General features: G+C 69.1%; 21 protein-coding genes and 4 tRNA genes. 19 read left to right on the top strand and 6 right to left on the bottom strand.

The features are described 5' to 3' along the window. Nucleotides 1–178: 178 nt before the first annotated feature. Complete coding sequence (locus tag OHS82_RS18105; RefSeq protein ID WP_057584708.1) at nt 179–445, top strand: GlsB/YeaQ/YmgE family stress response membrane protein; 267 nt, start codon at nt 179–181, stop codon at nt 443–445. A gap of 67 nt (nt 446–512) precedes the next feature. Here OHS82_RS18105 and OHS82_RS18100 read toward each other — a convergent pair whose 3' ends face one another. Next, complete coding sequence (locus tag OHS82_RS18100; RefSeq protein ID WP_057584707.1) at nt 513–1,001, bottom strand: YajQ family cyclic di-GMP-binding protein; 489 nt, start codon at nt 999–1,001, stop codon at nt 513–515. 226 nt (nt 1,002–1,227) lie between these two features. Between OHS82_RS18100 and OHS82_RS18095 the strand changes: the two genes are divergently transcribed. Beyond that, nucleotides 1,228–1,309 (top strand) — tRNA-Tyr (locus OHS82_RS18095). Between the two features lie 83 nt (nt 1,310–1,392). On the opposite strand, the gene OHS82_RS18090 is transcribed toward OHS82_RS18095, so the two are convergent. After that, nucleotides 1,393–1,689, bottom strand: a complete 297-nt coding sequence (locus tag OHS82_RS18090) for a hypothetical protein (RefSeq protein ID WP_057584706.1) — start codon at nt 1,687–1,689, stop codon at nt 1,393–1,395. Between the two features lie 107 nt (nt 1,690–1,796). Here OHS82_RS18090 and OHS82_RS18085 point away from each other — a divergent pair, with 107 nt between their 5' ends. Continuing rightward, the gene (locus OHS82_RS18085; RefSeq protein WP_057584791.1) at nt 1,797–2,009 is read left to right on the top strand and encodes a hypothetical protein; all 213 of its coding nucleotides are present in this window, start codon (nt 1,797–1,799) and stop codon (nt 2,007–2,009) included. Nucleotides 2,010–2,191: 182 nt separating this feature from the next. Here OHS82_RS18085 and OHS82_RS18080 read toward each other — a convergent pair whose 3' ends face one another. Then, nucleotides 2,192–2,848 (bottom strand): SDR family oxidoreductase, encoded by a 657-nt coding sequence (locus OHS82_RS18080; RefSeq protein WP_057584705.1) that lies wholly within the window; start codon nt 2,846–2,848, stop codon nt 2,192–2,194. Between the two features lie 108 nt (nt 2,849–2,956). Further along, the gene (locus OHS82_RS18075) at nt 2,957–4,222 is read right to left on the bottom strand and encodes an amidohydrolase family protein (protein ID WP_057584704.1); all 1,266 of its coding nucleotides are present in this window, start codon (nt 4,220–4,222) and stop codon (nt 2,957–2,959) included. Between the two features lie 301 nt (nt 4,223–4,523). Between OHS82_RS18075 and OHS82_RS18070 the strand changes: the two genes are divergently transcribed. From OHS82_RS18070 to OHS82_RS18045, 6 genes are all read left to right on the top strand, one after another. Beyond that, nucleotides 4,524–4,596, top strand: a tRNA-Thr gene (locus OHS82_RS18070). A 46-nt stretch (nt 4,597–4,642) separates the two neighbouring features. Beyond that, nucleotides 4,643–4,715, top strand: a tRNA-Met gene (locus OHS82_RS18065). An 89-nt stretch (nt 4,716–4,804) separates the two neighbouring features. Continuing rightward, complete coding sequence (rpmG, locus tag OHS82_RS18060) at nt 4,805–4,969, top strand: 50S ribosomal protein L33 (protein ID WP_003948671.1); 165 nt, start codon at nt 4,805–4,807, stop codon at nt 4,967–4,969. A gap of 121 nt (nt 4,970–5,090) precedes the next feature. Then, on the top strand, nt 5,091–5,561 hold the full coding sequence (locus tag OHS82_RS18055) for a MaoC family dehydratase N-terminal domain-containing protein (RefSeq protein WP_057584703.1): 471 nt from the start codon (nt 5,091–5,093) through the stop codon (nt 5,559–5,561). A gap of 7 nt (nt 5,562–5,568) precedes the next feature. Further along, nucleotides 5,569–5,997, top strand: a complete 429-nt coding sequence (locus tag OHS82_RS18050) for a MaoC family dehydratase (protein WP_057584702.1) — start codon at nt 5,569–5,571, stop codon at nt 5,995–5,997. Between the two features lie 93 nt (nt 5,998–6,090). After that, the gene (locus OHS82_RS18045) at nt 6,091–7,146 is read left to right on the top strand and encodes a UDP-N-acetylmuramate dehydrogenase (RefSeq protein WP_328434143.1); all 1,056 of its coding nucleotides are present in this window, start codon (nt 6,091–6,093) and stop codon (nt 7,144–7,146) included. 124 nt (nt 7,147–7,270) lie between these two features. Here the strand turns inward: OHS82_RS18045 and OHS82_RS18040 are convergent, their stop codons facing one another. Together OHS82_RS18040 and OHS82_RS18035 are read right to left on the bottom strand one after the other, a co-directional pair. Next, on the bottom strand, nt 7,271–8,302 hold the full coding sequence (locus OHS82_RS18040; protein WP_057584700.1) for an adenosine deaminase: 1,032 nt from the start codon (nt 8,300–8,302) through the stop codon (nt 7,271–7,273). Nucleotides 8,303–8,425: 123 nt separating this feature from the next. Then, complete coding sequence (locus tag OHS82_RS18035; RefSeq protein WP_057584699.1) at nt 8,426–9,652, bottom strand: pyridoxal phosphate-dependent aminotransferase; 1,227 nt, start codon at nt 9,650–9,652, stop codon at nt 8,426–8,428. 226 nt (nt 9,653–9,878) lie between these two features. Here OHS82_RS18035 and OHS82_RS18030 point away from each other — a divergent pair. The 10 genes from OHS82_RS18030 (at nt 9,879) to rpoB (ending at nt 20,074) form a co-directional block, all read left to right on the top strand. Then, a tRNA-Trp gene (locus OHS82_RS18030) sits at nt 9,879–9,951 on the top strand. A 114-nt stretch (nt 9,952–10,065) separates the two neighbouring features. Continuing rightward, the gene (gene secE / locus OHS82_RS18025) at nt 10,066–10,353 is read left to right on the top strand and encodes a preprotein translocase subunit SecE (RefSeq protein ID WP_057584698.1); all 288 of its coding nucleotides are present in this window, start codon (nt 10,066–10,068) and stop codon (nt 10,351–10,353) included. 80 nt (nt 10,354–10,433) lie between these two features. Then, nucleotides 10,434–11,297: a transcription termination/antitermination protein NusG gene (gene nusG, locus OHS82_RS18020; RefSeq protein ID WP_057584697.1), complete on the top strand. Its 864-nt coding sequence runs from the start codon at nt 10,434–10,436 to the stop codon at nt 11,295–11,297. 171 nt (nt 11,298–11,468) lie between these two features. Further along, complete coding sequence (gene rplK / locus OHS82_RS18015; RefSeq protein ID WP_005481290.1) at nt 11,469–11,903, top strand: 50S ribosomal protein L11; 435 nt, start codon at nt 11,469–11,471, stop codon at nt 11,901–11,903. 84 nt (nt 11,904–11,987) lie between these two features. Next, the gene (gene rplA, locus OHS82_RS18010; RefSeq protein ID WP_057584696.1) at nt 11,988–12,713 is read left to right on the top strand and encodes a 50S ribosomal protein L1; all 726 of its coding nucleotides are present in this window, start codon (nt 11,988–11,990) and stop codon (nt 12,711–12,713) included. 149 nt (nt 12,714–12,862) lie between these two features. Then, nucleotides 12,863–13,768: a hypothetical protein gene (locus tag OHS82_RS18005; protein WP_328434142.1), complete on the top strand. Its 906-nt coding sequence runs from the start codon at nt 12,863–12,865 to the stop codon at nt 13,766–13,768. A 93-nt stretch (nt 13,769–13,861) separates the two neighbouring features. After that, on the top strand, nt 13,862–14,653 hold the full coding sequence (locus OHS82_RS18000; RefSeq protein ID WP_328434141.1) for a hypothetical protein: 792 nt from the start codon (nt 13,862–13,864) through the stop codon (nt 14,651–14,653). Nucleotides 14,654–14,971: 318 nt separating this feature from the next. Then, nucleotides 14,972–15,502: a 50S ribosomal protein L10 gene (rplJ, locus tag OHS82_RS17995; protein WP_057584693.1), complete on the top strand. Its 531-nt coding sequence runs from the start codon at nt 14,972–14,974 to the stop codon at nt 15,500–15,502. 126 nt (nt 15,503–15,628) lie between these two features. Next, nucleotides 15,629–16,009: a 50S ribosomal protein L7/L12 gene (rplL, locus tag OHS82_RS17990; protein ID WP_328434140.1), complete on the top strand. Its 381-nt coding sequence runs from the start codon at nt 15,629–15,631 to the stop codon at nt 16,007–16,009. A gap of 579 nt (nt 16,010–16,588) precedes the next feature. Beyond that, complete coding sequence (gene rpoB, locus OHS82_RS17985; protein WP_057584691.1) at nt 16,589–20,074, top strand: DNA-directed RNA polymerase subunit beta; 3,486 nt, start codon at nt 16,589–16,591, stop codon at nt 20,072–20,074. The last annotated feature ends 18 nt before the right edge of the window (nt 20,075–20,092 follow it).

Here is a 20,092-nt window from a genome sequence, read left to right as displayed (position 1 = left end):
CCCACCGATGCCGGAACCGCCGACCGCCGTCATGCGTCGTTCCGATCAGTTCGGCACGAACCCGCGTGCGACGCAGGACGCGGGGCGCGCCGGAGAGAGCGCGGCCCGTCCGGGGCGAGCGACATCACAGTGCCCGGACAGCACGGGTGGGCACAGCACGGAAGGGCAGGTTCAGGGCATGAGCATCATCAGCTGGATCATCCTGGGGTTGTTGGCCGGAGTCATCGCCAAGGTCCTGCTGCCCGGGCGCGACCCGGGCGGCTTCGTCGGCACGACCCTGATCGGTGTCGCGGGCGCGTTCATCGGCGGCTGGATATCGGCCCGCTGGCTGGACCACCCCGTCGCCAAGGACTTCTACGACGGTGCCACCTGGGCCGCCGCGATCGGCGGATCGCTCGTGCTCCTGATCGTCTACCGCCTGCTGTTCGGCAACTCACGCGACTGAGTCCGCTGCGACCCGGCCGAACGCGAGGGCGGACGCCGAGGGGCGCCCGCCCTTGCCCGTACGTCGACTACCGGTAGTTCACGAACTGCAGTGCGAAGTCGAAGTCCTGGCCCTTGAGCAGGGTGATGACGGTCTGCAGGTCGTCGCGGCTCTTGGAGCTGACCCGCAGTTCCTCGCCCTGCACCTGGGCCTTCACGCCCTTGGGGCCCTCGTCACGGATCAGCTTCGCGACCTTCTTCGCGTTCTCCTGGGAGATGCCCTCCTTGATGTCCGCGAAGAGCTTGTACTCCTTGCCGGAGAGCTGCGGCTCGCCCGCGTCCAGCGCCTTCAGCGAGATGCCGCGCTTGATCAGCTTGGACTGGAAGACGTCGAGGACAGCGTTCACCCGGTCCTCGGAGTTCGCCTCCATGAGGATCTTCTCACCGGACCACGAGATCGAGGCGCCCACGCCCTTGAAGTCGTAGCGCTGCGAGATCTCCTTGGCGGCCTGGTTGAGGGCGTTGTCGACCTCCTGCCGCTCGACCTTCGAGACGATGTCGAAACTGGAGTCGGCCATGTCCTGTGGCTCCTTGTATCGGGGTGCGTGTCAGGGTGCGTATCGGCGCACGTGGGGGTGACCGCCGAGCCCGGCGTGATCCCGGGCCGCATCCGCACAAGCCTAGCCACCCCGCCCCCTCCGGGCGCCGCGGAATCAGGTGGCGAAGCACCCCTGCGCATCGGGTATCGTTTACGTCGTTGCCAGGGAGCACCGCCGAAAAGCGGTTCGAACAGGCGGCAAACCCGGCGGTGTGCCCGAGCGGCCAAAGGGAGCAGACTGTAAATCTGCCGGCTCAGCCTTCCCAGGTTCGAATCCTGGCGCCGCCACGCTGAGAGAGAAACCCCTCCGAACTGCGGAAACGCAGAGCGGAGGGGTTTCTTCGTGTCCGGGACCCGGCTCCGCGAGGGCTTCAGCCGTTCTCCGGGGTCCCGTCCGCCCCCGGGGGCGTCTTCGCCGTCCTCTTCACCTCCACCTCGATGTCGGTGCGGGGCCTCTTCTCGTCCTTGGCGTACTCCGTCACCGATGTCTGGGCGTCGCGGGCGAGGTCGCGCCAGGCGCGCCAGGCCGTCTCGTAGGTGTCCGTCTGGGTCTCCGACCAGGGAGCGTTCGTCGGCGCGCCGTACGCGTCCCGCAACTGCTCGACCCTCGCGTGTGCCTCGTCGGCCGCACGCTGCTTCTCCACGAGTTCCTCGAAGGTATGTGCCACGTGTACGGATGCTAGGGACGTGACGGCGGTTTCGCGCGGCGAGCGGGGCGCGTCCGGGCACGGGGTACCCGCGTGGCCCACTGGGGCACACTGACCTCATGTCCAGCCTGTCCAGCCGCCGTAGAAGCTGCCCGGAGTGCCGTCGCGAGATCGCCGTCGTCGCCGGCCGTTTCGCGCGGCACGACCCGCCGGGGACCCGGGAGAGCGGGGACCTCGTCTCCTGCCCGGGCTCGAGGAGGACGGCGCAACTGGGAGCCGTCCAGCCGTCATTGGACGGGTATGCGGTCCCCGACTTCCCGGGACAGCTGCCGCTCTTCTAGCGCGCCCGCGCCCCGAGTGTGCGCCGGCGTGCGTGCCCGCGGGCGCACAACGTCGCGCGCCCCCGAACGTGGGGGCGGCACCACGTCTCGCGCCCATCCGTCGGGCTCCCGCCGCCGCAACGGCCTCCCGGCGCCCCGGGACCGGCCCCGCAGCCGCCGTCAACCCGCGCCGGCCGCCGCCCTCAGTTCCCCGCCACCGCCTTCACGGCGACCGACACCGGTGTCGAGCCGCTGATCAGCTCCAGGGTGAGGCCCGACGTGGCCGGCGACTCGAGGAGTTCCGCCAGCACGGCGGCCACGTCCTCTCGCGGGACGGCGCCGCGGCCCGTGCGCGCCTCCAGGCGGACCAGGCCGGTCCCGGCGTCGTCCTTGAGCGCGCCCGGGCGCAGGATCGTCCAGTCGAGGGAGTCCAGGCTCCGCACGTACGCGTCCGCCTCGCCCTTGGCGCGCAGGTAGACGTCGAAGACCTCGTCGCCCTGGTGCTCCGGGTCCGCGCCCATGGACGAGACGATCAGGAAGCGCCGTACGCCCGCCCGGACCGCCGCGTCCGCGAACAGCACGGCCGCGCCCTTGTCCACGCTGTCCTTGCGCTGCACCCCGCTGCCCGGGCCGGCGCCCGCCGCGAAGACCGCCGCGTCCGCGCCCCGCAGACTCTGTGCGACCTCTTCGACGGACGCCGACTCCAGGTCCAGGACGACCGGTTCGGCGCCGGCCGTTCTCAGGTCGTCGCCCTGTTCGGCCTTGCGGATGATCCCCGCGACCTCGTTCCCGCGCGCGGCGAGCAACCGCTCGAGCCGCAGCGCGATCTGACCATGACCACCAGCGATGACAATGCGCATGGTTCCGACCGTACGCCCGGGCGCCCCCGTCCGCCGCCGTACGACCCTGACAGGCCGATCCCCGCAGCCCCGCCCTGCCGGGGTGCGCTGTGCCGCCCCAGGGTGGCGCTAGGACGGTCCACCGCGCCCCTGTCGAGGCAGGCCCAGCTCCTCGGCGGCCGCCGAGTTGCAGTACTCGCGGACGGCGCTCGTGCGAGCCACCACGCGCCCCCGGTGGATCACGATCCGGCTGTACGCCAGTGACAGCACCCCTGCCAGCCGGTCGCCGCGGACGGCGAGGAGGTCGGCCGGGAAGCCGGCCTCCACACGGACCTCGGGCAGGCCCAGTGCGGCCCGCGCGGACGTGCTGACGGCGTCGTAGGCGTCCTCGGGACGCAGGCCGTGGCGCGAGGCGAGCAGATAGGCCGCCTCGAGGGGATCGCCACGGCCCACCGGGTTGCAGACGTCCCGCAACGCGCCGCTGCCGGCCGCCACCCGCACCCCGGCCGCGCGCAACAGCCGTACGGGCGCTGCGCCCGGGTCCTCGACCGCGCCGCAGCCGCCCTGGGGCAGGCAGACCACCGTCACGCCTGCGGCGGCCAGTTGGTCGGCGGTGCGGCCGGCCGTCTCGGCGGGGAGGCGGTCGAGGCCGCCGCAGGGGCTGAGGGCGACGCCGGGCCGCAGACCGCCGGCCATCGCGGCGAGGCGCGCGAGCCGGGCCGGGTCGGCGGCGTCGGTGTGCAGGTCGACGGGGCAGCCGTGTTCGGAGGCGACCTCGAGCACGGTCTCCACGTAGCCGGCGGGATCGGGGTCCAGGTCCGGGCAGCCGCCGACCACCGCCGCGCCCATCTTCACCGCGTCCCGCAGGATGGCGAGCCCTTCCGCGCCGGCCGCGCCGGTCAGCACGCGCGGCATCGCCACCGCCGTCAGCTCGGCCAGCCCGCGCAGCGAGCGCCGGGCCTGCAGGACGGCCGCCAGCGCGCCGAGGCCCTGGACGTCCCCCACGTGCACATGGGCGCGCAGCGCGGTCGCGCCATGGCCGAGCTGCAGCAGCACCGCCTCGGTGGCGCGGCGCTGGACGTCCTCGGGGGAGTACGAGACGGGGCCGTCGGCGTCCGCCGTGAGCGCGGTGTCGGCGTGCGCGTGCGGCTCGGCCGGGGCCGGGAGCAGGAGGTAGCCGTCGAGGTCCACGCGGGCGCCGCCGGGGATCGGCCCCGCCGCCAGACTGCCGGCCGTGCCGACCGCCTCGATCCGCCCGCGGCCCAGCCGTACGTCCACGGTGCGGCCGTCCGTCAGACGCGCCCCGCACAACAGCAGGGCGGCCGGGTCCGGTGTGCCCGAGGAGGCGCCGGGGGACGACCACGAGTGGGGCGGCTGCGGCCGGTTGTCGGGCATCGGGCTCCAGGGGCTCGGGACTGCGCGGGACGCAGAGGACGCTGAGGACACAGGCGTCGTGGTGGGACGCATGATCACGCAGAGTGAGACGAGCCTAGGGCGGAGGTTCGGTGAGGGCGGGGAGGAGCGCAATAGTCGTACCGGTGTGGTCCGCGGTGCCGAAGGGGCTCCGGAGACCCCCGGGACCTCGAGGAAACGGGCCTGCGGACGGCCTCCGCAGGGGGCCGGGAAGGGGGCCGGGGAGGCCCCGCGAAACGGATTTGGGTGAACGGCTGCGGACCGTGTAATGTCTTCATCGCTCGCCCCAATAGCTCAGTCGGTAGAGCGTCTCCATGGTAAGGAGAAGGTCTACGGTTCGATTCCGTATTGGGGCTCTGGTGGGTGAGGTTCCCGTCGCGAGGCGGGACCTGATCCCATCAAAGCGGTGTAGCTCAGTCGGTAGAGCAAGCGGCTCATAATCGCTGTGTCACCGGTTCAAGTCCGGTCACCGCTACTGACAGTAGCCGATTGTGGGGTCGGTCCTTCGATCGGCTACTCTTTTATGCGTACATCTGTCCCATCCGTTCGTCAAGGAGCACTCACGTGGCTGCCACCGACGTCCGCCCGAAGATCACGCTGGCCTGCGTGGAGTGCAAGGAGCGGAACTACATCACCAAGAAGAACCGGCGTAACAACCCGGACCGACTGGAGATGAAGAAGCACTGCCCGCGTTGCAACGCGCACACCGCGCACCGCGAAACGCGATAAATCAGGCTCGTATGCGAGGCCGTCCCCGAGTGATCGGGGGCGGCCTCGCGTCGTTGAGCGACCCGTACCGGTCAGTAGAGCGACGCACAGCGACGCAGAGAACCAGGAGGTGCCGAGGCCCATGGCGCTCGACCAGTCCTTCGTCGGGCGGAGCTACCCGCCCACCGATCCCTACGAGGTCGGCCGCGAGAAGATCCGCGAGTTCGCCGAGGCCGTGGGGGACGACAACCCGGTGTACACCGACCCGGAGGCCGCCAAGGCGCTCGGGTACGCCGATGTGATCGCGCCGCCCACCTTCGTGTTCTCGATCACCTTCAAGGCGGCGGGACAGGTCGTCCAGGACCCCCAGCTGGGCCTCGACTACAGCCGTGTGGTGCACGGCGACCAGAAGTTCGCCTATGTGCGTCCGGTGCGCGCCGGCGACCGGCTGACGGTCACCTCGACCATCGAGGCCGTCAAGTCCATGGCGGGCAACGACATCCTGGACATCCGCGGCGAGGTCCACGACGAGACCGGCGAGCACGTCGTGACCGCTTGGACCAAGCTGGTCGCCCGTGCGGCGGAGCCGGCGCAGACCGACGGGGAGGCGTGAGGAACCGATGACGACGAAGATCGCTTACGACGACGTCGAGGTCGGCACCGAACTGCCGGCCCGGTCCTTCCCCGTGAACCGGGCCGCCCTGGTGCAGTACGCGGGCGCCTCCGGGGACTTCAACCCCATCCACTGGAACGAGAAGTTCGCCAAGGAGGTGGGCCTGCCGGACGTCATCGCGCACGGCATGTTCACCATGGCCGAGGCGGTCCGCGTCGTGACCGACTGGACCGGCGACCCGGGCGCCCTCGTGGACTACGGCGTTCGCTTCACCAGGCCCGTCGTCGTCCCGAACGACGATCGGGGCGCGGTGATCGAGGTCACCGGCAAGGTGGCCGCCAAGCTCGACGACAACACCGTGCGGGTGGACCTGACGGTGACCAGCGGCGGCCAGAAGGTCCTGGGAATGTCACGGGCGGTCGTCCGACTGGCCTGAGCAGCGAGCGGTAAGGGGCGTCTTCCATGGGGAGGCGCCCCTTACGTGTGACGGGCGGACGGGGCTGTCGGCGGTGTCTCGTAGGCTGGGCGGGTGCAGGAACTCCACGATGCCCCGCTCGCCCCGCTGACCACCTTCCGGCTGGGCGGCCCCGCCACCAGGCTGGTGACCGCGACCACCGACGCCGAGGTGGTCGCCGCCGTGCGCGAGGCCGACGCCGCCGGCACGCCACTGCTGATCGTCGGCGGCGGCTCCAACCTCGTCATCGGCGACAAGGGATTCGAGGGGACGGCCCTGCGCCTCGCCACCCGCGGCTGCGAACTCACCGGGACGCGGCTGGAGCTGGCCGCGGGCGAGGTGTGGAGCGACGCCGTCGCCCGTACCGTGGCGGCCGGCCTGGCCGGCATCGAATGCCTGGCCGGCATCCCCGGCTCGGCGGGCGCCACCCCGATCCAGAACGTCGGGGCGTACGGCCAGGAGGTCTCCAGCACGATCACCGAGGTGATCGCCCACGACCGCCGGGCGGGTGAGACGGTCACGCTCACCGCCGAGGAGTGCGCCTTCTCCTACCGGCACAGCCGCTTCAAGGCCGACCCGGAGCGGTACGTCGTCCTGCGCGTCCGTTTCGAGCTGGAGGACGCGGGCGGGCTGTCGGCGCCGCTGAAGTACGCCGAGACGGCACGCGCGCTGGGCGTCGGACCGGGCGACCGGGTGCCGCTCGCCGCCGCCCGCGACACCGTGCTGAAGCTGCGCGCCGGTAAGGGCATGGTGCTGGACGCCGAGGACCACGACACCTGGTCGGCCGGTTCGTTCTTCACCAACCCGATCCTCACCGACGCCGGCTTCGCCGCGTTCCACGCACGCGTGAAGGAGCGGCTGGGCGACGGCGCGGAGCCGCCCGCCTACCCGGCCGGCGAGGGGCACACCAAGACCTCCGCGGCCTGGCTGATCGACAAGGCGGGCTTCACCAAGGGGTACGGCAGCGGCCCCGCCCGCATCTCCACCAAGCACACCCTCGCCCTCACCAACCGGGGCGCGGCCACCACCGAGGACCTGCTGGCGCTGGCCCGTGAGGTCGTCGCCGGCGTGCGCGAGACGTTCGGGATCACCCTGGTCAACGAGCCGGTGATGGTGGGCGTCGGGTTGTAGGCCCCGACCGGCTCCCGGGAGCCGGGGCCGAGGGCGCAGGGCTCCCGTGGTCCCGGGCTCGACACCCCGCGGCGGCGCTTCGGGTTCGGCGCGCATCAGGTTCGGCGGGTTCGGTGTCCCGGGCTCAGGACGCCAGCCAGTCGTCCACGCCCGAGAGCAGCTTCCGGCGTACGTCCTCGGGCGCCGCCGAGCCCCGCACCGACTGCCGGGCCAGTTCCGCCAACTCCTCGTCCGTGAAGGCGTGGTGGCGGCGGGCGATCTCGTACTGGGCGGCCAGCCGCGAGCCGAACAGCAGCGGGTCGTCGGCGCCCAGCGCCATGGGGACGCCCGCGTCGAACAGGGTGCGCAGCGGAACGTCCTCGGGCTTCTCGTACACGCCCAGAGCCACGTTCGACGCCGGGCACACCTCGCAGGTCACACCGCGTTCGGCGAGCTTCTTCAGCAGCCGGGGGTCCTCGGCCGCCCGTACACCGTGCCCGAGCCGGTTCGCGTACAGGTCGTCCAGGCAGTCGCGGACGGACGACGGGCCGGTGAGCTCGCCGCCGTGCGGGGCGGACAGCAGTCCGCCCTCGCGGGCGATCGCGAACGCCCGGTCGAAGTCCCGTGCCATGCCCCTGCGTTCGTCGTTGGAGAGCCCGAAGCCGACCACCCCGCGGTCCGCGTACCGCACGGCCAGCCGGGCCAGGGTGCGGGCGTCCAGCGGGTGCTTCATCCGGTTCGCCGCGACCAGTACCCGCATCCCGAGGCCGGTCTCGCGCGACGTCGTCTCCACCGCGTCCAGGATGACCTCCAGCGCCGGGATCAGCCCGCCCAGCCGGGGGGCGTACGACGTCGGGTCGACCTGGATCTCCAGCCAGTGCGAGCCGTCCTTGAGGTCCTCCTCGGCGGCCTCCCGCACCAGCCGCTGGATGTCCTCCGGCTCCCGCACACACGACCGGGCCGCGTCGTACAGGCGCTGGAAGCGGAACCAGCCCCGTTCGTCCGTGGCCCGCAGCTTGGGTGGCTCCCCGCTGGTCAACGCCTCGGTCAGCGCGTCCGGCAGGTGCACGCCGTACTTGTCGGCCAGTTCCAGCACGGTCGTGGCCCGCATCGACCCGGTGAAGTGCAGGTGCAGATGGGCTTTCGGCAGCTCAGAGACATCACGTACACGCTCCATTCAGCGATCCTGCCGTACCTCCCGGGCGTCTCGGTAGCACTTTCCCCGAACGTGGTCTTGCTCGCACAAAGCAGCGGGACCGCACACCGGCGTCGGCGTGCGGTCCCGTGGGGGAAGCGGAGGTCAGTCCCTGGCCTCCGCCAGCAGCTTCTGGATACGGCTCACGCCCTCGACGAGGTCCTCGTCGCCCAGCGCGTACGACAGCCGCAGATACCCAGGGGTGCCGAAGGCCTCGCCCGGCACCACGGCGACCTCGGACTCCTCGAGGATCAGCGCGGCCAGCTCGACCGAGTCCTGCGGACGCCTGCCGCGGATCTCCTTGCCGAGCAGCGCCTTCACCGACGGGTACGCGTAGAACGCGCCCTCGGGCTCCGGGCAGACGACGCCGTCGATCTCGTTGAGCATCCGGACGATCGTCCTGCGGCGGCGGTCGAAGGCCTCGCGCATCGTCTCGACGGCCGACAGGTCACCGGAGACGGCGGCCAGGGCGGCGATCTGCGCCACGTTGGAGACGTTGGAGGTGGCGTGCGACTGCAGGTTCGTCGCGGCCTTGACGACGTCCTTCGGGCCGATGATCCAGCCCACCCGCCAGCCGGTCATCGCATACGTCTTGGCGACGCCGTTGACGACGACGCACTTGTCACGCAGCTCGGGGAGGATCGCCGGCAGCGAGGTGAACGTCGCGTCGCCGTAGACGAGGTGCTCGTAGATCTCGTCCGTCATGACCCACAGGCCGTGCTCGACGGCCCAGCGGCCGATCGCCTCGGCGTCCTCGGCGCTGTAGACCGCGCCGGTCGGGTTGGACGGGGAGACGAAGAGCACGACCTTGGTGCGCTCCGTGCGGGCCGCCTCCAACTGCTCGACGGAGACCCGGTAACCGGTCGTCTCGTCGGCCACCACGTCCACCGGGACGCCGCCGGCCAGCCGGATCGACTCGGGGTACGTGGTCCAGTACGGGGCCGGGACGATGACCTCGTCGCCCGGGTCGAGGATCGCGGCGAAGGCCTCGTAGATGGCCTGCTTGCCGCCGTTGGTGACCAGGATCTGCGAGGCGTCGACCTCGTAGCCGGAGTCACGCAGCGTCTTCGCGGCGATCGCGGCCTTCAGCTCGGGCAGACCCCCGGCCGGCGTGTACCGGTGGAACTTGGGGTTCTTGCAGGCCTCGATCGCGGCCTCGACGATGTAGTCCGGGGTCGGGAAGTCGGGCTCGCCGGCGCCGAAGCCGATCACCGGACGCCCGGCGGCCTTCAGGGCCTTGGCCTTGGCGTCCACGGCGAGGGTGGCGGACTCGGAGATCGCGCCGACTCGGGCGGAGACCCGGCGCTCGGTGGGAGGGATTGCAGCGCTCATGGGCCCATGGTTTCAGACCGGAAACCGGCCCGGCACACGGGTTTCACGGACTGGTCAACCGACCGGTCATCGGAGAGAACAATCGAAGGAATCCGATCAAGGCCGCTTTCCGTTCGACGAGGCGCTCAAGACCACGTACACTCACACGTCGTTGGCCTTCAACAGCCGCGCCACAACCGGTGCACACCGAGCACCCGAGCGGATGCGGTACGTTGGGGACACACAAAGGGTCGTAGCTCAATTGGTAGAGCACTGGTCTCCAAAACCAGCGGTTGGGGGTTCAAGTCCCTCCGGCCCTGCTACACACTCCGTCACCAGGATGTGTGCGCAGCGCATGTACGTACAGCAATGCACTCGCCGTGCGGCTCAGACCGGGCGCGGCACGGCCACGACCCGGGAACAGGTGAGGACGAATGGCGGACGCCGTGGGCTCCATCGACACGCCTGATGCCCAGGACGAGGCGCCTGAGGCGAAGAAGAAGGCCCGTAAGGGCGGCAAGCGCGCCAAGAAGGGCCCGCTCAAGCGCCTCGCGCTCTTCTATCGCCAGATCGTTGCGGAGCTCCGCAAGGTCGTATGGCCCACTCGCGGTCAGCTGACGACGTACACCACCGTGGTGATCGTGTTCGTCGTCATCATGATCGGCCTGGTGACCGTGATTGACTATGGACTCAGCCACGCCGCCAAGTACGTCTTTGGCTGAGCCTAGAGCGAAGGGCGCCGAGGTATCCGGCGCCCCTTTCGCATGTTCCACCCCTATGTATCCAGGAAGAAGCAGCCACCGTGTCTGACCAGAACCTGAACGACGCCATCGAGCCGGACGAGTCCGTGGACGACGAGCTCGACATCGTCGAGGGCTCGGACGAGGTGGACGAGTTCGAGGCTGCCGAGGCCGAGGCGGGCGAGCCCGCGGAGGAAGCCGCGCTGCACGTCGAGGACGAGGACGCCGCGGGCGCCGAGGACGATGACGCCGACGAGGCCGTCGCCGAAGAGTCCGAGGAAGCCGAAGAGGAAGAGCCGGCCGAGCCGGTCGACCCCGTCGTCGCCCTGCGCGAGGAACTGCGCACCCTCCCCGGCGAGTGGTACGTCATCCACACGTACGCCGGCTACGAGAACCGCGTGAAGACCAACCTGGAGCAGCGCGCCGTCTCGCTGAACGTCGAGGACTTCATCTTCCAGGCCGAGGTGCCGCAGGAAGAGGTCGCGCAGATCAAGAACGGCGAGCGCAAGACCATCCGTCAGAACAAGCTCCCCGGCTACGTGCTGGTGCGCATGGACCTGACGAACGAGTCCTGGGGCGTCGTCCGCAACACGCCCGGCGTCACCGGCTTCGTGGGCAACGCCTACGACCCGTACCCGCTGACCCTGGACGAGATCGTCAAGATGCTCGCTCCGGAGGCCGAGGAGAAGGCCGCCCGTGAGGCCGCCGAGGCCGAGGGCAAGCCGGCTCCGGCCCGCAAGGTCGAGGTCCAGGTGCTGGACTTCGAGGTGGGCGACTCGGTCACCGTCACCGACGGCCCGTTCGCCACGCTGCAGGCCACGATCAACGAGATCAACGCCGACTCGAAGAAGGTCAAGGGCCTCGTCGAGATCTTCGGCCGCGAGACCCCGGTCGAGCTCAGCTTCGACCAGATCCAGAAGAACTAGCTCCTTCTGGAACACACGCCTCCGACCAGGTCAGGCGGGCTGTCACAGCTCGCCTGACCTGCTCGGTTTTTGGCCGCGCACAGATACCCGTTATCGTTGTGCGGTATGCCTCCATCCGGATCATCCGGACCGGAAGGCTGAAAAAACTCTCACTAGGACCCGGAGAGAGCAATGCCTCCCAAGAAGAAGAAGGTCACGGGGCTCATCAAGCTCCAGATCAACGCCGGTGCGGCCAACCCCGCGCCGCCGGTCGGCCCCGCGCTCGGCCAGCACGGCGTCAACATCATGGAGTTCTGCAAGGCCTACAACGCCGCGACCGAGTCGCAGCGTGGCTGGGTGATCCCGGTGGAGATCACGGTCTACGAGGACCGTTCCTTCACCTTCGTCACCAAGACGCCGCCGGCCGCGAAGATGATCCTCAAGGCCGCGGGTGTCGAGAAGGGCTCGGGCGAGCCGCACAAGACCAAGGTCGCCAAGATCACCGAGGCGCAGGTCCGCGAGATCGCCACGACCAAGCTTCCCGACCTGAACGCCAACGACCTGGACGCCGCGTCGAAGATCATCGCCGGCACCGCCCGTTCCATGGGCATCACGGTCGAGGGCTGAACCCCAGCCCCGTAGCACCTTCGTAGCACCGTGGCAGGGCCTGCTCGGCCCGTACCACGACTCCTCAGACACACTGGAGCAGTAGTGAGCAAGCGCAGCAAGTCCCTCCGCGCTGCGGACGCCAAGATCGACCGGGAGAAGCTCTACGCCCCGCTCGAGGCCGTCCGTCTCGCCAAGGAGACCTCCACCAGCAAGTTCGACGGCACCGTCGAGGTCGCCTTCCGCCTGGGTGTCGACCCGCGCAAGGCCGACCAGATGGTCCGTGGCACCGTGAACCTGCCGCACGGCACCGGCAAGACCGCCCGGGTCCTGGTCTTCGCGACCGGTGACCGTGCTGCGGCCGCGGAGGCCGCGGGCGCCGACATCGTCGGCTCCGACGAACTGATCGACGAGGTGGCGAAGGGGCGTCTGGACTTCGACGCCGTCGTCGCCACCCCGGACCTCATGGGCAAGGTCGGCCGCCTCGGCCGCGTCCTCGGCCCGCGTGGTCTGATGCCGAACCCGAAGACCGGCACCGTGACCCCGGACGTGGCCAAGGCCGTGACCGAGATCAAGGGCGGCAAGATCGAGTTCCGCGTCGACAAGCACTCGAACCTGCACTTCATCATCGGCAAGGCGTCCTTCGAGGACGACAAGCTGGTGGAGAACTACGGCGCGGCGCTGGAGGAGATCCTCCGTCTGAAGCCGTCCGCCGCCAAGGGTCGCTACATCAAGAAGGCCGCGATCAGCACCACGATCGGCCCCGGCATCCAGGTCGACCCGAACCGCACCCGGAACCTCCTCGTCGAGGAGGACCCGGCCGCGGTCTGAACCTGACGGTTCGCCCGAGTCGGCGACGAGCCCCGCAACCTTTCGAGGTGCGGGGCTCGTCCCTTTTTGTCGTACCTCTCTTTCTTCGTACGACTGTCAGTGCTGTGCGTTAACGTCCAGTGACGGGCATTTCCATGGGGGTGGGACGAATGAAGTGCACGCGTGTGCGCCGTGCGGGCCTCTCGATCGCGGCACTGACCCTGCTGGCGGGGGCGACGGCCTGCGGCGGCTCGGGGGGCTCAGGCGGCTCGGGAGGCTCCGGGAAGGGCGAGGGCGGCAGCCCGCGGCTCAGCCCCGTCGCGGCGCTGCAGAGCGCCGAGAAGTCCACCGACGGCGCGGACTCCGCGAAGGTCGAGTCCACCACGACCATGGGCTCGGTGATGTCGATGACCGCCGAGGGCGCCCTGGGCTGGAGGGACGGCCTCACCGGCACGCTCACCATCACCTACACCGGCGGCACCATGGCCGACACGATGCGGCAGATGGGCGCCACCTCGATGGAGGCCCGGTACCTGCCGGACGCCTACTACGCCAGGATGGGCGACTCCTTCGCGAAGCAGGCCGGCGGCAGACACTGGATCAAGTACGCGTACGACGACCTGGCGAGGCTCGGCGGCGGCTCCGGCGCGTATCTGAAGGACCAGCTGACCAACACCACCCCCCACCAGTCGGTCAGGCTGCTGCTGGCCTCGGGGGACGTCCACGAGGTCGGCGAGGAGAAGGTGCGCGGCCGGAACACCACGCACTACTCCGGCACCGTCGAGGTGGCCGAGCTCGCCGAGAACAACTCCCACCTCGGGCGGAGCCGGCTCGACGAGCTGAAGAAGACGCTGGAGCAGGCCGGCGTCACCACCGAGACCATCGACATCTGGGTCGACGACCGGGACCTGCTGGCCAAGAAGGTCGAGAAGGGTGAGACCACGGCGGGCGCGTACAGCCAGACCGCCTTCTACAGCGACTACGGAACCGAGGTCGCGGCCGAGGCGCCCCCCGCCGGCGACACGACGGACTTCCGCGAGTTGGTGAAGCAGCAGGAGGCGGCCGGCGGCTCCTAATTCACGGGACCTCCTCCGGGTTCCTGGGATACCTTCACGGTCTTGCTGTGCGTCGACCGTGTGTTCTCTGTACGGGGTTCTGGGGGAAATCGGATGAGGTCTGCCGTGGGTGTTCTCGGGCTGTCCGTGCTGCTCGTCAGCGGCTGTGCCGCGGTGGGCGGCTCGGGGAGCGAGGGTGACTCGTCCGCCGCCGCGGCGGTCACGCGGGCCGCGGAGAAGGCGGAACAGCCGGTGTCCCTGCGCTACCGCACGAGCGGCCGGACGCCGGAGGAGGGCCGGATCCGGGGTGAGGCCATGATCGGCACGAAGCCGCAGGTCATGAGCCTGAAGTCCACCGTGCTCAGCGGCCCCGACAAGGGCACGGGCGAGTTCCGGTTCGTCGGCGGGGTGCTCTACATAGGCACCGGTGAAGCCGACGAGGACGGCAAGCACTGGGTCAAGTTCGGGAAGTCCGGCGCCAACGGCGGGATGTCCGACAAGGTCCGCGACAACCCGGCGCACGAGACCGGCTTCCTGGCCGCCGCCGACGACCTGAGGAAGGCCGGCGCCGAGACCGTCGGCGGCGTCCGCACCGACCACTACGCGGGCACGGCCACGGTCGACGAGATCCGCGCCTCCTACGAGGGCCGGCCGACCAAGGTCCGGCAGCGGACCGAGAAGAGCCTCGCCCAGTACGAGAAGCTGGGCGTGGACGAGCTCACCATGGACCTGTGGGTCGACGCCGAGGACCGCACCCGGCAGCTGCGCATGCAGGGCTTCGGCCGGCGCGGCCCGCTCGACCTGACCATCACCTTCTCCGACTTCGGCAAGCCCATGACCGTGAAGGCGCCGCCGGCCTCGGACACCGTGGACCTGGCCGACCAGCTGCGCAAGGCCGCGGGCTGACCGCCACGGGACGCCCTGCCGGGTACCCGGCAGGTCCCCGTACGGGCGGATTTGCTTGACGGCGACCGGTTCACGTACGCTCCTGCAGAAGCCAAAGACCGCTGGTCGTTGCCGTGCACTCAGCAGAGTGTGCGGTGGCCGAAGGATCCGCTGCAATGCGGACGACCCGCGCAGGTGTCAGTGGATGTGCTCCCGAACTGAAATCCTTCCACGGAATTCGTCCGGTCGAGCCACGCCCCGTGCGCCTGCGCCGGGGCGTTTCGTCTGTCACAGCCCCTTCTGAGCGGTCCTCATCACCCGGAAGGAGGCCGACGCTCTATGGCAAGGCCCGACAAGGCTGCCGCGGTAGCCGAGCTGACGGACGCGTTCCGCAGTTCGAACGCCGCCGTGCTGACCGAGTACCGGGGTCTCACCGTGGCGCAGCTCAAGACGCTGCGTCGTTCGCTCGGTGAGAACGCCCAGTACGCCGTGGTGAAGAACACGCTGACCAAGATTGCGGCCAACGAGGCCGGGATCAACACGCTCGACGACCTTTTCAACGGTCCGACGGCGGTCGCCTTCATCACCGGTGACCCGGTGGAGTCGGCGAAGGGTCTTCGTGACTTCGCCAAGGACAACCCGAACCTCGTCATCAAGGGCGGTGTCCTTGACGGCAAGGCGCTGTCCGCCGACGAGATCAAGAAGCTTGCGGACCTCGAGTCCCGCGAGGTTCTGCTCAGCAAGCTGGCGGGTGCCTTCAAGGGCAAGCAGTCTCAGGCTGCTCAGCTCTTCCAGGCGCTTCCCTCGAAGCTCGTCCGCACCGTGGACGCTCTTCGCGCCAAGCAGGCCGAGCAGGGCGGTGCCGAGTAACTCGGCTCGCGAAATGACCGCCGCCTGAGGCGTCCCGTCTGAGGCAGAGGTCGTAGCGGGCCGACAGTACGCCCGCCACACATGTACATACCGGCACCAGCCGAATTAGTGGAAGGATCGCCCACCATGGCGAAGCTCAGCCAGGAAGACCTGCTCGCGCAGTTCGAGGAGATGACCCTCATCGAGCTCTCCGAGTTCGTGAAGGCCTTCGAGGACAAGTTCGACGTCACCGCCGCCGCCGCGGTCGCCGCCGCCCCCGTCGGCCCGACCGCCGTTGCCGACGCCGTCGAGGAGCAGGACGAGTTCGACGTCGTCCTCACCGGCGCCGGCGAGAAGAAGATCCAGGTCATCAAGGTCGTGCGTGAGCTGACCTCCCTGGGTCTCAAGGAGGCCAAGGACCTCGTGGACGGCGCCCCGAAGCCCGTTCTCGAGAAGGTCGCCAAGGAGGCCGCCGAGAAGGCTGCCGAGTCCCTCAAGGCCGCCGGCGCGTCCGTCGAGGTCAAGTAACACCACGCGGTCGGCGACGACCGCACGCGAAGGCTGAAACTGCCCCTCCCGGGGCTGTAACGCCCACGCACCGAGGAGCGATCATCCATCTGGGTGGTCGCTCTTCGGCGTTCCTGGGAGCGCGGCCACGGTTGCCTGGTACCCCTCTGAGCGGGGGGTATGGTGATCTTCGTCGTGTCTCCGAGCGCCCTCGTTCGCGCCAGGGGGCCTTGACGAACCGCACGCAGCGCGCAATTCTCAGGACGCGTCGTCACAAGGATCCGTATCCGAGGCATGGATCGACGGCGGAGAGGGCAGTATCACCGTGCGTTGAGGGCTACCGGACAGAGGGCGTTGAGAACTACGAGGGTCTCGAAGAACCCGCACTGGACATCAGTGTGCCAAGTGGCTACACTGACCCTTTGCGCTGCCTGTTAGCTGTCCCCTGCCCGTCACCAGGGGCATGCCCTCACTTGAGTCCGGACGATCAGAACATCTCCCACCTGGCCTTTTTGCCAATCGGGGAATATCTGTCTCCGTGCCCGGGACTGAGGGGCCGGTACGCGCGTAGTGAGTCCGAGCCCTCGGAAGGACCCCCTCTTGGCCGCCTCGCGCAACGCCTCGACCTCGAATACGAACAACGCCGCCAGCACTGCCCCGCTGCGCATCTCTTTTGCAAAGATCAAGGAGCCGCTCGAGGTTCCCAACCTGCTCGCGTTGCAGACCGAGAGCTTTGACTGGCTGCTCGGGAACACCGCCTGGCAGAGTCGGGTCGAGGCGGCTCTGGAGTCCGGTCAGGACGTCCCCACCAAGTCCGGTCTGGAGGAGATCTTCGAGGAGATCTCCCCGATCGAGGACTTCTCCGGGTCGATGTCGCTGACGTTCCGCGACCACCGTTTCGAGCCGCCGAAGAACAGCATCGACGAGTGCAAGGACCGTGACTTCACGTACGCGGCCCCGCTCTTCGTGACGGCCGAGTTCACCAACAACGAGACCGGCGAGATCAAGTCCCAGACGGTCTTCATGGGCGACTTCCCGCTCATGACGAACAAGGGCACCTTCGTCATCAACGGCACCGAGCGTGTCGTGGTGTCGCAGCTGGTCCGTTCGCCGGGTGTCTACTTCGACTCCTCCATCGACAAGACGTCCGACAAGGACATCTTCTCGGCCAAGATCATCCCTTCCCGGGGCGCCTGGCTGGAGATGGAGATCGACAAGCGCGACATGGTCGGTGTGCGCATCGACCGCAAGCGCAAGCAGTCCGTCACCGTCCTTCTGAAGGCTCTCGGCTGGACCACCGAGCAGATCCTCGAGGAGTTCGGCGAGTACGAGTCCATGCGCGCCACCCTGGAGAAGGACCACACCCAGGGCCAGGACGACGCGCTGCTCGACATCTACCGCAAGCTGCGTCCGGGCGAGCCCCCCACGCGTGAGGCCGCGCAGACGCTGCTCGAGAACCTCTACTTCAACCCCAAGCGCTACGACCTGGCCAAGGTCGGCCGCTACAAGGTCAACAAGAAGCTGGGCGCGGACGCTCCGCTCGACGCGGGCGTGCTGACCGTCGAGGACGTCATCTCGACGATCAAGTACCTGGTCAAGCTGCACGCCGGCGAGACCGAGACGGGTGCGGACAACGGCACCACGATCGTCGTCGAGACCGACGACATCGACCACTTCGGCAACCGTCGTCTGCGCAGCGTCGGCGAGCTCATCCAGAACCAGGTCCGCACGGGTCTGGCGCGTATGGAGCGAGTCGTCCGCGAGCGGATGACGACCCAGGACGTCGAGGCGATCACGCCGCAGACCCTGATCAACATCCGGCCGGTCGTCGCCTCCATCAAGGAGTTCTTCGGCACCAGCCAGCTGTCGCAGTTCATGGACCAGAACAACCCGCTGTCGGGTCTCACCCACAAGCGCCGTCTGTCGGCTCTTGGCCCGGGTGGTCTCTCCCGTGAGCGGGCCGGCTTCGAGGTCCGTGACGTGCACCCCTCGCACTACGGCCGCATGTGCCCGATCGAGACGCCCGAAGGCCCGAACATCGGTCTGATCGGCTCGCTCGCCTCCTACGGCCGCGTCAACGCGTTCGGTTTCGTGGAGACGCCCTACCGCCGGGTCACCGACGGTGTCGTCACCGACGAGGTCGACTACCTGACGGCCGACGAGGAGGACCGCTTCGTCATCGCGCAGGCCAACGCCACGCTCGACGACGACCTGCGCTTCACCGAGAACCGCGTCCTGGTCCGCCGCCGTGGCGGCGAGGTCGACTACGTCCCCGGTGACGACGTGGACTACATGGACGTCTCGCCGCGCCAGATGGTGTCGGTCGCGACCGCCATGATCCCGTTCCTCGAGCACGACGACGCCAACCGTGCCCTCATGGGCGCGAACATGATGCGTCAGGCCGTGCCGCTCATCAAGAGCGAGGCCCCGCTCGTCGGCACCGGCATGGAGTACCGCTCCGCCGTCGACGCCGGCGACGTGGTCAAGGCCGAGAAGGACGGTGTGGTCCAGGAGGTCTCCGCGGACTACATCACCACGACCAACGACGACGGCACGTACATCACGTACCGCCTGGCCAAGTTCTCGCGCTCCAACCAGGGCACCTCGGTCAACCAGAAGGTCATCGTCAACGAGGGCGACCGGATCATCACCGGTCAGGTCCTCGCCGACGGCCCGGCCACCGAGAACGGCGAGATGGCGCTCGGCAAGAACCTGCTCGTGGCGTTCATGCCGTGGGAGGGTCACAACTACGAGGACGCGATCATCCTGTCGCAGCGCCTCGTGCAGGACGACGTCCTCTCCTCGATCCACATCGAGGAGCACGAGGTCGACGCCCGTGACACCAAGCTCGGCCCCGAGGAGATCACCCGGGACATCCCGAACGTCTCCGAGGAGGTCCTCGCCGACCTCGACGAGCGCGGCATCATCCGCATCGGCGCCGAGGTCGTCGCCGGCGACATCCTGGTCGGCAAGGTCACGCCCAAGGGCGAGACCGAGCTGACCCCGGAGGAGCGCCTGCTGCGCGCGATCTTCGGCGAGAAGGCCCGTGAGGTCCGTGACACCTCGCTGAAGGTGCCGCACGGCGAGATCGGCAAGGTCATCGGCGTCCGCGTCTTCGACCGTGAAGAGGGCGACGAGCTGCCGCCGGGCGTGAACCAGCTGGTTCGTGTCTACGTGGCGCAGAAGCGCAAGATCACGGACGGTGACAAGCTCGCCGGCCGTCACGGCAACAAGGGCGTCATCTCCAAGATCCTGCCCATCGAGGACATGCCGTTCCTCGAGGACGGGACCCCGGTCGACATCATCCTCAACCCGCTGGGTGTGCCGTCCCGAATGAACCCGGGACAGGTGCTGGAGATCCACCTCGGCTGGCTCGCCAGCCGCGGCTGGGACGTCTCCGGTCTCGGCGAGGACTGGGCGCAGCGCCTGCAGGTCATCGGCGCCGACCAGGTCGCCCCGGGCACCAACGTCGCCACCCCGGTGTTCGACGGCGCCCGTGAGGACGAGCTCGCGGGTCTGCTGAACCACACCATCCCGAACCGCGACGGCGAGCGCATGGTGCAGCCGACCGGTAAGGCGAGGCTGTTCGACGGCCGCTCAGGCGAGCCGTTCCCGGACCCGATCTCCATCGGGTACATGTACATCCTCAAGCTCCACCACCTGGTCGACGACAAGCTGCACGCCCGTTCGACCGGCCCGTACTCGATGATCACCCAGCAGCCGCTGGGTGGTAAGGCGCAGTTCGGCGGTCAGCGCTTCGGTGAGATGGAGGTGTGGGCGCTGGAGGCTTATGGCGCCGCGTACGCCCTCCAGGAGCTCCTGACCATCAAGTCCGACGACGTCACCGGCCGCGTGAAGGTCTACGAGGCCATCGTCAAGGGCGAGAACATCCCCGAGCCCGGCATCCCCGAGTCCTTCAAGGTGCTCATCAAGGAGATGCAGTCTCTCTGCCTGAACGTGGAGGTGCTGTCCAGCGACGGTATGTCCATCGAGATGCGTGACACCGACGAGGACGTCTTCCGCGCGGCGGAGGAGCTCGGCATCGACCTGTCCCGGCGCGAGCCGAGCAGCGTCGAAGAGGTCTGACGGGAGTCCGGTCCGGAG

It is taken from the genome of Streptomyces sp. NBC_00425, from assembly GCF_036030735.1.
In the GTDB taxonomy this organism is placed as follows: domain Bacteria; phylum Actinomycetota; class Actinomycetes; order Streptomycetales; family Streptomycetaceae; genus Streptomyces.
Note: the sequence above shows the minus strand (reverse complement) of the source record. Positions and strands in the feature narration are given on the sequence as shown.